This is a genomic window from Lysinibacillus sp. FJAT-14745 (assembly GCF_001275675.1).
GTDB lineage: Bacteria > Bacillota > Bacilli > Bacillales_A > Planococcaceae > Lysinibacillus.
In genome coordinates this window covers 45,960-59,518 of sequence record NZ_LITM01000012.1, presented here as the reverse complement: position 1 = coordinate 59,518, position 13,559 = coordinate 45,960, and the positions used below count along the sequence as shown (strand labels likewise).

13 protein-coding genes are annotated in these 13,559 nt (G+C 38.7%); all 13 read right to left on the bottom strand.

What is annotated here, in order from left to right:
* Window positions 1-835 precede the first annotated feature (835 nt).
* Complete coding sequence (locus AMS59_RS19315) at window positions 836-1,108, bottom strand: hypothetical protein (protein ID WP_053485351.1); 273 nt, start codon at window positions 1,106-1,108, stop codon at window positions 836-838.
* A 210-nt stretch (window positions 1,109-1,318) separates the two neighbouring features.
* The gene (gene lysS / locus AMS59_RS19310) at window positions 1,319-2,821 is read right to left on the bottom strand and encodes a lysine--tRNA ligase (RefSeq protein WP_199777797.1); all 1,503 of its coding nucleotides are present in this window, start codon (window positions 2,819-2,821) and stop codon (window positions 1,319-1,321) included.
* Window positions 2,822-3,053: 232 nt separating this feature from the next.
* The gene (gene dusB / locus AMS59_RS19305; RefSeq protein WP_053485349.1) at window positions 3,054-4,094 is read right to left on the bottom strand and encodes a tRNA dihydrouridine synthase DusB; all 1,041 of its coding nucleotides are present in this window, start codon (window positions 4,092-4,094) and stop codon (window positions 3,054-3,056) included.
* Between the two features lie 123 nt (window positions 4,095-4,217).
* Window positions 4,218-4,739 (bottom strand): 2-amino-4-hydroxy-6-hydroxymethyldihydropteridine diphosphokinase, encoded by a 522-nt coding sequence (gene folK / locus AMS59_RS19300; protein ID WP_053485348.1) that lies wholly within the window; start codon window positions 4,737-4,739, stop codon window positions 4,218-4,220.
* Window positions 4,739-5,104 (bottom strand): dihydroneopterin aldolase, encoded by a 366-nt coding sequence (gene folB / locus AMS59_RS19295; RefSeq protein ID WP_053485347.1) that lies wholly within the window; start codon window positions 5,102-5,104, stop codon window positions 4,739-4,741. The genes folK and folB overlap by 1 nt, the downstream gene beginning before the upstream one ends.
* Window positions 5,104-5,958, bottom strand: coding sequence for a dihydropteroate synthase (folP, locus tag AMS59_RS19290; protein ID WP_053485346.1), 855 nt, complete (start codon window positions 5,956-5,958; stop codon window positions 5,104-5,106). The genes folB and folP overlap by 1 nt, the downstream gene beginning before the upstream one ends.
* A gap of 13 nt (window positions 5,959-5,971) precedes the next feature.
* Window positions 5,972-6,811: an aminodeoxychorismate lyase gene (pabC, locus tag AMS59_RS19285; RefSeq protein ID WP_053485345.1), complete on the bottom strand. Its 840-nt coding sequence runs from the start codon at window positions 6,809-6,811 to the stop codon at window positions 5,972-5,974.
* Window positions 6,812-7,393 carry an aminodeoxychorismate/anthranilate synthase component II gene (pabA, locus tag AMS59_RS19280; protein ID WP_053485344.1) on the bottom strand — a complete coding sequence of 194 codons (582 nt, stop codon included), beginning with the start codon at window positions 7,391-7,393 and terminating at the stop codon, window positions 6,812-6,814.
* On the bottom strand, window positions 7,390-8,799 hold the full coding sequence (locus AMS59_RS19275) for an anthranilate synthase component I family protein (protein WP_053485343.1): 1,410 nt from the start codon (window positions 8,797-8,799) through the stop codon (window positions 7,390-7,392). The genes pabA and AMS59_RS19275 overlap by 4 nt, the downstream gene beginning before the upstream one ends.
* 222 nt (window positions 8,800-9,021) lie before the next feature.
* Window positions 9,022-9,951 carry a cysteine synthase A gene (gene cysK, locus AMS59_RS19270; protein ID WP_053485342.1) on the bottom strand — a complete coding sequence of 310 codons (930 nt, stop codon included), beginning with the start codon at window positions 9,949-9,951 and terminating at the stop codon, window positions 9,022-9,024.
* Window positions 9,952-10,216: 265 nt separating this feature from the next.
* Window positions 10,217-11,188, bottom strand: coding sequence for a peptidyl-prolyl cis-trans isomerase (locus AMS59_RS19265; RefSeq protein ID WP_053485341.1), 972 nt, complete (start codon window positions 11,186-11,188; stop codon window positions 10,217-10,219).
* The gene (gene hslO / locus AMS59_RS19260) at window positions 11,172-12,053 is read right to left on the bottom strand and encodes an Hsp33 family molecular chaperone HslO (protein WP_053485340.1); all 882 of its coding nucleotides are present in this window, start codon (window positions 12,051-12,053) and stop codon (window positions 11,172-11,174) included. Before hslO ends, AMS59_RS19265 begins: the two co-directional genes overlap by 17 nt.
* Window positions 12,054-12,074: 21 nt before the next feature.
* Window positions 12,075-12,842 carry a type III pantothenate kinase gene (locus tag AMS59_RS19255; RefSeq protein WP_053485339.1) on the bottom strand — a complete coding sequence of 256 codons (768 nt, stop codon included), beginning with the start codon at window positions 12,840-12,842 and terminating at the stop codon, window positions 12,075-12,077.
* Between the last annotated feature and the right edge of the window lie 717 nt (window positions 12,843-13,559).

Below are 13,559 nucleotides of genomic sequence, written 5' to 3'. Positions count from 1 at the left end.
AAACTCTCCATAAAAAGAAATTTGATTAGCTCAAATTGTTTTGCTGGCATCATGTTTGATGTCCAAAATTTTGTTTCATTCACTAACTCAAGGTTAGTTACTAAAAACTTTATTGATTACGTTTTGCTTGTTCAGTTTTCAAGGTTCATTTCGTTGTCGTTTTATTTCAACAACTTTTTCAGTATAACATTTCTCTTTTTCGTTGTCAACTCTTTTTTCTAGAAGTTTTTCAACTTCTTTTTTAAAAGCGACAACTCTTATATAATATCACTCTAGGACTTCAACGTCAACATCTTTTTTGATGTTTTTTCAATCCGTTTTATTTCTTACGTCGTCTTAACGACAAGTAATAATTTATCATGATTCCTATACAATCGCAAGTGTTTTTCGCTATAAAATTATCTTTTTTTATAAAAATAGAATTAGTAAGCTATTTTACGTTTTTTCGAGCACTAAATAATTCTTATAATCTTCTAGCTATCACTTTATTTGTTTTACTATACATCTCTTTCTCATAAATCTCAACAAACTAAATAAGAAGATATTAAAACAAACACTTTTTTAAGAACACTTTCTCAAGCTTCCCTTGAAAAAGCATCAACAATCACACACACATTGTAACGCGCCATTTCCCTTACAAATTACTCAATCGCGAAAAAAAGGAGCCAAAGTGGTTCTCCTGCACCTCGACTCCTACTTATTCATGTTTGTTACTTCTTTAACTTTATTGTTCTTCTACAGAATAACAAGGAAAAAGAATTCCGAATAAGATACAATAATATGTTCCCTTTTCAAATACGGTTTGTATTTAAATTAAATCTAAAAACCTTCTAATTTAATCATTTTGTTTATCAACTATATCTAGGCACCAAGAGAAATTATCCCAAGCCGAATACCAGCCGCTGAAAATTTCAGAGGAATCATCCCAACGGACATCGAATTTCTTCTGACCGTCTATATCCACTAAATATAAAGTAAGATTTGGATCTGACTTAGAAACTGCTAATTTCATACCATTCTCAAGCTCTTCTTCAGTTAACAGGACATCTGAAACTGATCGTACTTGTGCCTGTTCAAACACTTGTTTGTTAAAGATTTTATAATTCATTATAAGCCTCCAATAAAACTTTTGATAATGTCTATTTCTATTTAATCTGCAAATTATAGAACTCTAAAAGTATACCTTATATTCATTCATCATTTAAATACTCTACTTAATTCTTTCTAATTTATTTCATCGCAGAAGATGCAAAACAGGAGTCTTGGTGCTTCTTCTGCACTTCGACTCCTGCTTATTCAAGATCACCTTTTAAAACTACTATTTAGTAGTATGGCGCATTGTTGGGAATAATAATACGTCACGAATTGATGGTGAATTTGTAAGAAGCATGATTAGACGGTCGATACCAATACCTAATCCACCTGTTGGAGGCATACCGTATTCTAATGCTTCAATGAAATCATTGTCCATTTCGTGTGCTTCATCATTACCAGCTGCTTTTTCAGCTAACTGAGCTTCAAAGCGCTCACGTTGGTCAATTGGATCATTTAGTTCTGTAAAGGCATTTGCATGCTCACGTCGAACGATAAATAGTTCGAAACGGTCAGTGAAACGCTCGTCCTCTGGATTTTTCTTTGCTAGAGGTGAGATTTCTACTGGATGACCATAAACAAATGTAGGTTGAACAAGAGTCTCCTCAATCTTTTGCTCGAAGAACTCGTTAATAATATGTCCTACTTCATGAGTTTCTTTAACTTCTACTCCATGTTCTTTAGCAAGTGCTTGAGCTTGCTCCTTAGTCATATGTTGCCAGAAGTCTACACCTGTAGCTTCTTTTACTGCATCTACCATATGAACTCGTTTCCAGCCTACAGCAAGATTAATTTCATCTTCACCGTATTGAACTGTAGTAGTACCTAAAACTTCTTGAGCTACATGAGCAACAAGGTTTTCTGTTAGAGACATAATATCTTTGTAGTCTGCATAAGCTTCATACAGTTCTATCATTGTGAATTCAGGATTGTGGCGTGTTGAAATCCCTTCATTTCGGAAAACACGACCAATTTCATATACTTTTTCTAGTCCACCAACAATTAGACGTTTCAAATGCAGTTCGATTGCAATACGCATATATAATTCCATATCGAGTGCATTATGGTGTGTAATAAATGGACGAGCTGCTGCACCACCAGCAATCGTATGAAGCATTGGTGTTTCTACTTCTAAATACCCTGCGTTATCTAAATAGTTGCGAATAGCACGGATAATTTTAGAACGTGTAATGAATGTAGTTTTACTATCCTCATTCGTCATTAAATCTAAATAACGTTGACGGTAACGTTGTTCAACATCTTGTAAGCCATGGAATTTTTCCGGCATAGGGCGTAAAGCTTTTGATAGGAATGTAAATCCTTCAGCTTTAACTGAAAGCTCTCCTACTTGTGTTCGGAATACATTACCACGAATCCCTACGATATCGCCTAGGTCAGCTTGTTTAAATAATTCATATGCTTCTTCGCCAACATGATCCTGACGAACGTAAATTTGAATTTGGCCACCTAAATCTTGAATATGTGCAAAGCCAGCTTTTCCTTTACCGCGTTTCGTCATAATACGACCCGCAATAATTACCTCTTGTAGGTTTTCCTCTAGCTGCTCTTTTGTTTGATCTGCAAATTGTTCACGCACTTCCGTTGATAAATGCGTACGTTCAAAACGACTACCAAATGGATCTTGACCATTTTCTCGAATAGCCGTCATTTTTTGGCGTCTCACCAAAAGCTGATCATTTAATTCTTCTATGTTTGACACTTGTTTCACTCCTTATTAAATTGTCCGCGTTGCGTTTACGTCCATAATATTTCTATTGTACACAATTTTATTGCTGTAATCATCTGTTTCGATTTAATTTCCATAAGAGAATAAATGATTAATAATTCTAAAAATTAAAGTTGGCAAAAAAATAGACGTCTCAAAACGAACGGTGAGACGCCTCTTCAATTTAATCAATTTAACTTCTTTCAACGGATGTTTGGACACCTGCTGAAAGAAGTTAAATAATTAATTCTTTTGCTTCCGGTACTATTAATTTAGATTCAAGCTCTTCATAGTCTTGTACAATTCCATTTAATAGCGCACGTAGCTCTACCGCAGTTTCTGTTTGGTTAATCGCTTTACGCGCTTTACCATTACCGCGAATACCTTTTAAATACCACGAAGCATGTTTACGCATCTCTCGTACCGCCACAGATTCGCCTTTTAATTGCATAAGACGTTCAAAGTGAAGCAAACACACATCAATTTTTTCACGTACATTAGGCTCTTCCTTTAACTCACCAGTTTCAAGGTATTGAACTGTACGATAAATCATCCATGGATTCCCTAGAGCAGCGCGTCCAATCATTACTGCATCCACCCCAGTAGTATCAAGCATACGTTTTGCATCTTGAGGAGTTTCTACATCACCATTACCAAGCACAGGAATTTTTACATTTTCCTTCACTTGACGAATGATATCCCAATTTGCTTTTCCTTCGTACATTTGTACACGTGTACGTCCATGAACAGCTATTGCTGAAGCACCAGCACGTTCGGCAGCTTGTGCGTTCTCAACAGCAAAGATATGCTCGTCATCCCAACCAATACGCATTTTTACGCTGACAGGTTTTTTTACTGCATCTACAACAGCCGCTACCATTTCATATAATTTATTCGGATCTAAAAGTAAACGAGCGCCCGCTTCACATTTAATAATTTTATTGACTGGGCAGCCCATATTAATATCGATAATATCAGCAGTTGTGTTTTCATCTACATACTTGGCCGCTTCCACTAGTGTTTCCTTATCACCACCAAAAATTTGCAATGAAAGTGGGTTTTCACGCTCATCTATATAAAGCATGCCTAGTGTTTTTTCGTTCTTCTGGACAATCCCTTTATCACTAATCATTTCTGCATATACTAGCCCTGCTCCGAACTCCTTAACAGTTAAACGGAAAGCAGAGTTACAGATTCCTGCCATTGGCGCTAATACGACACGGTTGTCCATGACTATATCACCAATTTGAAACGGCTTCTCAGTTGTCTGACTCAACGATGTTTTCCCCCTTCTATAGGTTTTCACCTATTTCTATATATATATCTATCATTAATGCAATACAATCAAATATGCCTCGGCATAATTACGTCCGGAGACTTTAACTTTAGGATTAGAAACTTAATTAACGGACTGCATATTTTTCAGCTCTGCTGATGCTTGCCATAAAGTTACGTCTTCCTCTTCACAATCCATCTGTTGCATTATACCATGTGCCCTTTGCAGCTGTTTTCCTACTGGTGCAGGCGTAATTTCTATCAGTGGTACTAATACGAAAGCTCGCTCATACATTCTTGGATGTGGAACAATTAAGCTCTCTGTTTCAATATTTTCGTGATTGTAGAGCAAAATGTCAAGGTCAATGCTTCGTGGGCCCCATCGAAATTCACGAACACGCCCAAGTTCACTTTCAACCCCCTGGCAAATTTTCAGCATTTCAGAAGATGAATAACTCGTTTTAATATGCACAGCAATATTTAAAAAATCTGCTTGGTCAGTGTAGCCGACAGCAGCTGTTTCATAAACAGAAGAAATGTGTACAACTGCTATTTCCTCTTTGCCCTTTAAAAGGGTAACAGCTTGTTGTAAGTTTTCAAATCGATCTCCCATATTAGTACCGATTGATAAATACACATCATTCATTAGTAATCACCTCTCGTTACCTCTACCGATACTTCTTTATAATAGCCATGGATTGGCGGGTCTGGTTTAATAAGCTCGACGCGAACACCCTTAACCTTTTCTGAGTATGTCTCTAAAATACTGTTCGCTATTTTGGATACAAGTGCTTCAATAAGCTTGAACGGCTCACCTTCTACGATATCACGGCATAACGCATAAACCTCTGCATAGTTCACCGTATAATTTAAGTCATCAGTCTCCCCAGCCTTTGTCATGTCTACAGCAAGTGAAACATTCGCACGGAAGCGTTGACCGAGTGTTGTTTCCGCCGCTAAAACACCGTGATAGCCGTAAAACTGCATATCCTTTAAATGAATATAGTCCATTACGCTTCCTCCTTATACGTACGCTTACCAACTAAAATATCAGCCATATGTGTAGCTCGTGCCATTTCCTTTACATCATGCACACGAATCATATGACAGCCTTTTTCAATACCGTAAACAACTGTTGCTCCTGTACCTTCTATACGCTCCTCTACAGGTAGCTTTAAGACATTACCAATCATTGATTTACGTGAAGTCGCTAGCAAAACAGGATAACCCATTGCTACTAAATCCTCTAAATGTTGCATCATTTCTATATTTTGAGCGGTAGTTTTCGCAAAGCCTATGCCTGGATCTAAAATAATATGGCTATCTGGTATACCTGCAGCCCTGGCAATAGCAATGCTCTTCTCTAAGTCGGCCTTTGCTCCCATCCAGAAATCAGCACCATAATCAGTGTTGTCTCGATTATGCATTAAAATAATCGGTACATTTAAATCTGCAGCAACCCGAGCAATCTCAGGCTCAGCCTTCGCTCCCCAAATATCATTAATAATATGTGCACCCGCCTCAATGGCTGCGCGTGCTACGTTCGCTTTATACGTATCCACCGAAATAATTGCTGGTACTTCAGTTGCTAACGCTTGAATAACCGGTACAATTCGTGCAATTTCATCCTCATCGGAAATACGTTCATATCCTGGTCGTGTTGATTCTCCACCAACATCAATAATTTTAGCACCCTCAGCTACCATTTTTTTCGCTTGTGCAACAGCTGCTCCTACGTTATAGTACTTTCCTCCATCTGAAAATGAATCCGGTGTGACATTTAAAATACCCATCACAAAAGTTTCTGCTGTATAGTCTAACGTGATACCGTTAATAGTTAATGGTGTTGTATATTTTTCTAGCATGTTAACTCTCCTTCTATTCTTGTTCCACTTCATTGACAAATGCTTCATGTAAACGCGAATAAACAGGCCCTTTATTGCCTAATAACTGCTTGCTCTCTAAGCTAAGAATTGGAACAAGCTCTTGTGTAGAGTTAGTAATAAAGCACTCTGAACTTTGCTCTACATCCTCTTTAGTAAAGAAACCTACTTTTACCTTAATCCCTAGAGATTGTGCTCGCTCAATTACCCACGCTCGGATAATTCCAGGTAAAATACCAGTCTCTAAGGAAGGCGTATATAGTATATCATCTTTCACCCAAAAGATATTTGATGTGACACCTTCAGCAACAAAGCCATCTTCCGTTAAAAAGAAGCCTTCTTGTTGCGCCAAAGATGGCATCTCAAAACGTCCAAGAACGTTATTGCCATAATGGTGCGATTTCACTCGAAGCCCTTTTTCAGGAGTATTACGCGGTGTTACAAGCCACTGTGCGTTTTTTTCCATACCTCGAGGTGTATCGTGTAATTCTTTGCGAAAAACAATAACATTCGGTTGTCTATATTCAGTAGGCTGTAAACCGATACTATGCTCTCCAGCTGAGACATTTATTCGGAAATACCCATCCTGTCCATCGGCCTGTTCATTTAATTGCTGAACAACATTCAGTAAATCCGCTTCGGTATAGGACATATGAATACGATATTGAGAAAGTGCCATTTGCAACCTTTCCATATGCGCTTCCCAGCAAAACACCTTTCCTTTATACGTTCGAAACGTTTCAAAAAAGCCTAACCCGTATAAAAATCCATGATCAAATGGTGAAATGCGCAAATCCTGCGCCGCTATGTAGTCTCCATTCATCCAGCACAGCATTTACTTCGCTCCCTCAACATACAAATCTATAAACTGGCGTAGAAGCTTTTTACCTTGCTCCGTCATAATCGATTCAGGATGATATTGCACTCCCTCAATTGGATAGTCCTTATGACGAATGCCCATAATCTCTCCTTCTTCTGTCCATGCCGTCACTTCAAAACATGCGGGTAATGTTTCTTTTTCTACAATTAAGGAGTGGTAACGAGTAGCCGCAAATGGATTTGGCATCCCCTTATGCAAACCTATTTCTGCATGTAGCACAGGTGATGTTTTACCATGCATCAAACGCTCAGCTCGTATAACATTCCCTCCGAATACTTGGGCAATGGCTTGATGGCCAAGGCAAACGCCTAAAATCGGAATATTTCCCGCGAAATACTTAATAATGTTCAGGCTTTCACCCGCTTCATTCGGGCTACATGGGCCTGGCGAAATAACAATCATATTTGGTGCAAGCTGCTCAATATCTTTCACCGTTAATACATCATTTCTTTTTACCACTAATTCATGACCAAATTCCCCAAAATACTGTACAAGGTTATACGTAAAAGAATCGTAGTTATCAATCATTAAAATCATTTTACTCGCTCCTCTGCCATTGCCTTTGCCTGCCACATCGCCTTCGCTTTATTTAAAGATTCTTGGTATTCTCTTTCCGGGACAGAATCAATAACAATACCTGCTCCTGCCTGAATATGCGCTACTCCATCTTTAACAAACGCTGTACGAATAACAATATTAAACTCCATATCACCTGTGAAGCCTAACCAGCCAATTGAACCCGTATATAATCCTCGTCTTACAGGTTCTAATTCTTCAATAATCTGCATCGTACGAATTTTAGGTGCACCTGTTATCGTTCCTCCTGGGAACATGGCACGGATAACGTCTGCATTGGTTTTCCCTTCCGCTATTTCTCCTCGTACATTGGAAACAATGTGCATTACGTGTGAATAGCGTTCAATCACCATGAACTCATCTACTTCAACCGTTCCATATGTAGATACTCTCCCTAAATCATTACGCTCTAGATCAACAAGCATTACATGTTCAGCACGTTCCTTGTCGTTATCAATCAATTCCTGCGCTAATGCTAAATCCTCTGTCTCCGATTTCCCTCTTGGTCGTGTACCAGCAATCGGTCGAGTAGACAACTCTTTACCATGACGCTTCACCAATAGCTCTGGTGAACCAGAAACGACAGCAAAATCCGGTGCTTCTATATAAGCCATGTAAGGTGAAGGATTAAATGCACGTAATGCTTCATATACATCCATTGCAGTTGCGTTTAACTTTTTGGATTGGCGTACCGACAAATTCACTTGAAATACATCGCCTTGCGCTATGTATGTTTGGATTTTACTAACCGCTTCCTCAAAGTCAGTCCCAGCAAACGATACTAACAATTCACTTTCGTCATTTACTATTTCTACAGCGCTTGTTTTTTCAAACTTACGTGTAAGCAATCCTTCTTGCGCGGCCTCTTGCCACACATTAGCCCATTCTTCCAAATCCACATTACAGTCTGTTAGCTTCATAAACGTTACTTTATTTGTTTTCACATCGTGTACTGCCCAGCAGTCAAATATATAAAAATAGATATCTGGTATATGTAAATCATCTACAGCAGTATTAGGTAACACTTCTATTTTACGAGCGTAATCGTATGCTACGAACCCGATAGCTCCACCTTGAAAAACAGGAAGCTTCGCATTATATGAAATGTGATAGTTCTCCACTAATTTCTCTAACAAAGCAAGAGGTTCACCGATTAAATTTTCAGTCTCACCATTTCTCCAATTTACAAACAAACCATTTTCGACAGATTGTGCTGTAGCTAACGGATTCCAAGCAGCTATTGTAAAATGTCCTCCGCGTCCACTTTCTAAAAACACATGTGCTTGTTCTGCTTCTGTTAGCTTCTTATAACTATAAAAAAACGAGTCTGCATCCATCGGTATTGTTTTCGTTAGTATTGTCTTCAAGTTGCTATTCCCCTTTAAGTCATATGATGTGATTCCATCTTAACTTGAATATTGCCTGGAAGCGAATATTTTTCAATAGCCAAGTAATTAATTACCGATTGTTTCTACATAGAGCGGCGATGAACAAATGTGCTAAAGCGCTCATTTACATAATAAATTTAGATTCTTTCACAAATAAAAAAGACTCCTCGTTAAAGGAGCCTTGACGTATAAATAATTAGATTAGTCTTCGAATTGATATAAAGGTGTTGATAAATAACGTTCCCCATTAGAAGGTACGATTGCAAGAACATTTGAGCCCTTACCTAAACGTTTTGCTGCCTCAATAGCAGCGTAAATAGCTGCACCTGATGAAATACCGCATAAGATACCTTCTTCACGTGCTACTTTACGAGCTACCTCGAAAGCAATCTCATTGTCGACTGGGAATACAGAAGAATACACGTCTGTATCTAGCACTTCAGGTACGAAGCCAGCTCCGATACCTTGAATTTTATGAGGCCCTGGTTGACCGCCAGAAAGCACTGGTGAATCTTTTGGCTCAACTGCAATAATTTCAATATTTGGGTACTTCTCTTTTAGTACAGCGCCTGCACCTGTAATTGTACCACCTGTACCAACACCAGCAACAAATGCATCTACTGTTAAACCTTCAAATGCTTCTACAATTTCTGGACCAGTTGTTAAACGGTGAACAACTGCATTAGCTGGGTTCGTGAATTGTTGTGGTAAAAAGTAGCCATGCTCAGCAGCCAATTCCTCCGCCTTAGATATTGCACCTTTCATACCTGCTGGTCCAGGTGTTAATACAAGGTCTGCACCATATGCACGTAATAAGTTGCGACGCTCTAAGCTCATTGTTTCTGGCATTACTAAAATAGCTTTATAGCCTTTAGCTGCAGCAATCATCGCAAGACCAATACCTGTATTTCCAGAAGTAGGCTCAATAATTGTACCACCCGGCTTTAATGTACCGTCTTTCTCAGCTGCTTCAATCATCGCTAAAGCTAAACGGTCTTTCACTGAGCTGCCCGGGTTAAAATATTCTAATTTTACATAAACAGTACCTTCATTTTCACCTGTCGCATGATTTAATTTAACAATTGGTGTTTTACCGACTAATTCAGCTACCGAGTTCGCTAATCTACTCATTTATCAATCCACTCCTAATCCCTACTATTTTTATAGGCTTTACTTATTTTTGATTTTATCAATTTTTCCATTCGATTGTCAATAAATACAACCTGTATTTTCAGAATATTTATTGCAACCAATCTACACTAGGGTAAACAAAAAATCTGCTCAATATCCTAGGGTAGCCTTCACTCTGTTGACGCTAAACGTCTGCAGGGGTTTCCCTGGCTCACTTTTCCCGCAGATATCTTGCAGATTCTTAAGCTCATTTCAGAGCAATCTGTTATTTTCCTTTTTTCGCTTCTCCGTAATACCAAGTTGCATTGAATTCAGACCAAAACGATTCCGGTGTAACATGTTGTGGTAATTGCTCTAACGCAAGCTCACGTTCAATATGTTCTTTCACATCGTCATATGTAAAGGATTGTCCTTCTGTTATCTCTTGAACTTGCACAATTCCATAATGACCGTTAGCAAGCTTAAATGCTTTACTGACCTCACCTGCTTTTAAAGCCTTTACTGCTTTTAAAATGGCAGGGTCGACATTTTCCTGTTTTTCAGTGAGGAAGCCAATATCTCCGCCTAAACTAGCTGACGCACTGTCTACTGATATTTCCCGTGCTAGCACCGAAAAATTAGAGGCATCTTTCATTTCACTTAATGCTTCCTCAGCAGCTTTTTTTGAATTCACTTCTATAAAATTCGTCCGATAGCTTGTTTGCGTATTGTACAGTGCTTGATTTTCCTCATAATATTTTTCGATACTACCTTCTTTTATAACCACGTCTTTCGTCAGTACTTTATCCAAAATAAGCTGTGAGCGAATTTTTTGTCGCAGTTGCTCTGATGAAAGGTTTTGCATTGCAGTATCAAATTTATCTTGAGCAGAACGCATTAAAGCTAATTCTAAATCAATCTCCTTATCCGATACTTGTATTTTAAACTTTTTAGCAGCCTTTCCCATCACAGATTCATTCACTAAGTTTTGTAGCGTCTCTTTACCATAGCGTTCTTCCATGGCAACCATCCACTCTTGGCGTGTAATAATCTCCCCGTCAACGGCAGCGACTTGCTCGTCGCTACCAATTTCCTGTTCTTTATTAGGGATTAACCAAGAAATAATCCATAAAATATTTCCTAATAATAAGATTGCAATAACTGTTAAAGCAGGTTTTGTCTTAAGACGGCGTTGCAATAAGGGCGTTTGGTTGGGTGTTGCAGTGGATAAAGGTCGTCGATTACGCGTTGAGCTCATCGATAAATCCTTCTAATTCTTCTTTTGAGAAATGGTATGTTTCTAAACAGAAGTGACATTGTGCTTCTGCTTCGCCATCCTCTTCAACCATTTCTCGAATTTCCTGTGTCCCTAACCCTAAAATCGCTGCACCAAATCGCTCTTTTGAACATTGACATTTAAATTCTACAGGCATGGAATCTAAAATTTGTAGATGACCTTCTCCTAATACAGCTTCTAAAATTTGCTCCGGTGTAAAACCTTTTTCAATCATTTTTGAAACAGGCTCTAAAGTAGCAAGATGCTGCTCAATTTCATTGATTGTCTCTTCATCACAGCCTGGCATTAATTGAAGGATAAAACCACCAGCTGCAAGAATTGTGTTATCAGGGTTTACTAAAACCCCTAATCCAACTGATGAAGGCACTTGCTCTGACGTAGCGAAATAGTAAGTAAAGTCCTCAGCAATTTCACCTGATACAATTGGTGTTTGACCAGAGAACATGTCTCTCAAGCCAAGATCTTTTACGATTGTTAATGCACCCTCTGTTCCAACACCTGCTCGAACATCAAGCTTACCGTGCTCGTTTAAATCGAAATGAACGTGAGGATTTGTTACAAAGCCACGTACTTCACCATGCGCGTTACTATCAATTACCATTGGACCGATTGGACCGTTCCCCTCAATTTTAACAGTGATTTTTTCCTCACCTTTTAACATGGCACCCATCATCACCGCAGCAGTCATAGAACGACCAAGGGCTGCTGACACAACAGGCCATGTATTATGACGACGTTGCGCTTCTCCTACAGTTGCTGTTGTACAAGCTGCAAAAACACGAACCTGTCCGTTGAACCCTAAACCTCGTACTAAATAGTCTTTCATAAATGAAATGTCCCTCATTTCTTATTGATTGCGTTTATATAGCTTATACAAGCCTTTTAATGTTAAAAACGGGTCAACTACATCAATAGATTGCGTCTCCCCAGCAATTAAATTTGCTAATCCTCCAGTAGCAATTACTAAAGGTTCTTCCTTACTTTGTGCTTTCATGCGATTAACAATTCCCTCAACTTGTCCAACAAAGCCATAAAAAATTCCGGCCTGCATCGCAGATACAGTTGTCTTTCCAACAATATGTGTAGAGCGTAATATTTCAATACGCGGCAATCTAGCTGCCTGTGTATAGAGTGCCTCCGTTGAAATCGAAATACCCGGAGCGATAGCACCGCCCATATAATCGCCCTTTTCGTTTAAGTAACAATATGTTGTGGCAGTACCAAAATCAACAATAATCAGTGGTGCTTTATAAACATCAAGAGCTGCAATAGCGTTCACTATGCGGTCTGATCCCACTTCACGTGGGTTTTCATATTTAATATTCAATCCTGTTTTCACGCCTGGTCCTACAACGAGCGGTTTTTTACGAAAATACTTTTGACACATCGCTTCTAACGAAAACATTATTGGTGGTACAACAGAGGATATAATAATGCCTGTAACCTGTTCAAATGAAATGCCTGCATGATTAAAGAAAGATAAAACTTGCATTGCATATTCATCTTCTGTTTTACGAAGGTCTGTCACCATACGCCAATGGAAGGCCAATTGATCGTTATCATCATAGACACCTAATACGATATTCGAATTTCCTGCATCTAAAACTAAAATCATGATTGATGCCTCCTATTTATTGCCCCTCATCGTAATTGTACCTGTCACTATGCGATTGATACAACTAAAACAATGCATACTCATGCATAAAAAAATCAACATCGATTATGCCTCGGTATAATTGCGTCCGGAATCGGAAAAAAGTTAAAACACTTTAGAAAATGATACCATACTTTTATTCCTATGAAATAGCATTCATGGTTCACTTAAAAAGGCTCATCACCATAACGTAGGGTTGATTTCCGTTCCGGCTGGGCGACTTAATAAAGTAAAAGGATTCACACACAGTTTTGTGTATGAATCCTTTTTTGCTCTTTGGAAGGTAGATGTCGATAAAAATTAAAAATTGGGTGATAAAACGTGAAAGTTGGTAGATAAAATTCAATAGTTGGTTGATAAAACGCGAAAGTTGGTAGATAAAATTCAATAGTTGGTTGATAAATCTCAAAAGCATTCCGACAAAATCCAAAAATCGGATAACATTATGTTAAAAGTATGTCATGTGGAAAAGTTGATTGTAGTGGAGGCTGAGCGACTCCTCGGGGATCAGCGATAGAAAAACGAAGGCTAAAACCATCACGTCCTGTGATAACGCCTTCGTGACCACATCGTGCTGTGTTGCTGTCGCTTCGCTTTCGCACAGACAAAAACACATCGCTGCTGCTACGTTGCACTACGCTGTCGCGTAAAAAACATCTGCTGCTGCCGCTACGTTGC

Bases quoted from the DNA above. Each gene is read 5' to 3' on its own strand.
- hslO (WP_053485340.1), bottom strand. From the start codon at position 12,053: ATGAAAGACTATTTAGTACGAGGTTTAGGGTTCAACGGACAGGTTCGT.
- folK (WP_053485348.1), bottom strand. From the start codon at position 4,739: ATGAATGATGTGTATTTATCAATCGGTACTAATATGGGAGATCGATTT.
- pabC (WP_053485345.1), bottom strand. From the start codon at position 6,811: ATGCTGTGCTGGATGAATGGAGACTACATAGCGGCGCAGGATTTGCGC.
- pabA (WP_053485344.1), bottom strand. From the start codon at position 7,393: ATGATTTTAATGATTGATAACTACGATTCTTTTACGTATAACCTTGTA.
- folB (WP_053485347.1), bottom strand. From the start codon at position 5,104: ATGGACTATATTCATTTAAAGGATATGCAGTTTTACGGCTATCACGGT.
- folP (WP_053485346.1), bottom strand. From the start codon at position 5,958: ATGCTAGAAAAATATACAACACCATTAACTATTAACGGTATCACGTTA.
- AMS59_RS19315 (WP_053485351.1), bottom strand. From the start codon at position 1,108: ATGAATTATAAAATCTTTAACAAACAAGTGTTTGAACAGGCACAAGTA.
- AMS59_RS19265 (WP_053485341.1), bottom strand. From the start codon at position 11,188: ATGAGCTCAACGCGTAATCGACGACCTTTATCCACTGCAACACCCAAC.
- AMS59_RS19255 (WP_053485339.1), bottom strand. From the start codon at position 12,842: ATGATTTTAGTTTTAGATGCAGGAAATTCGAATATCGTATTAGGTGTC.
- cysK (WP_053485342.1), bottom strand. From the start codon at position 9,951: ATGAGTAGATTAGCGAACTCGGTAGCTGAATTAGTCGGTAAAACACCA.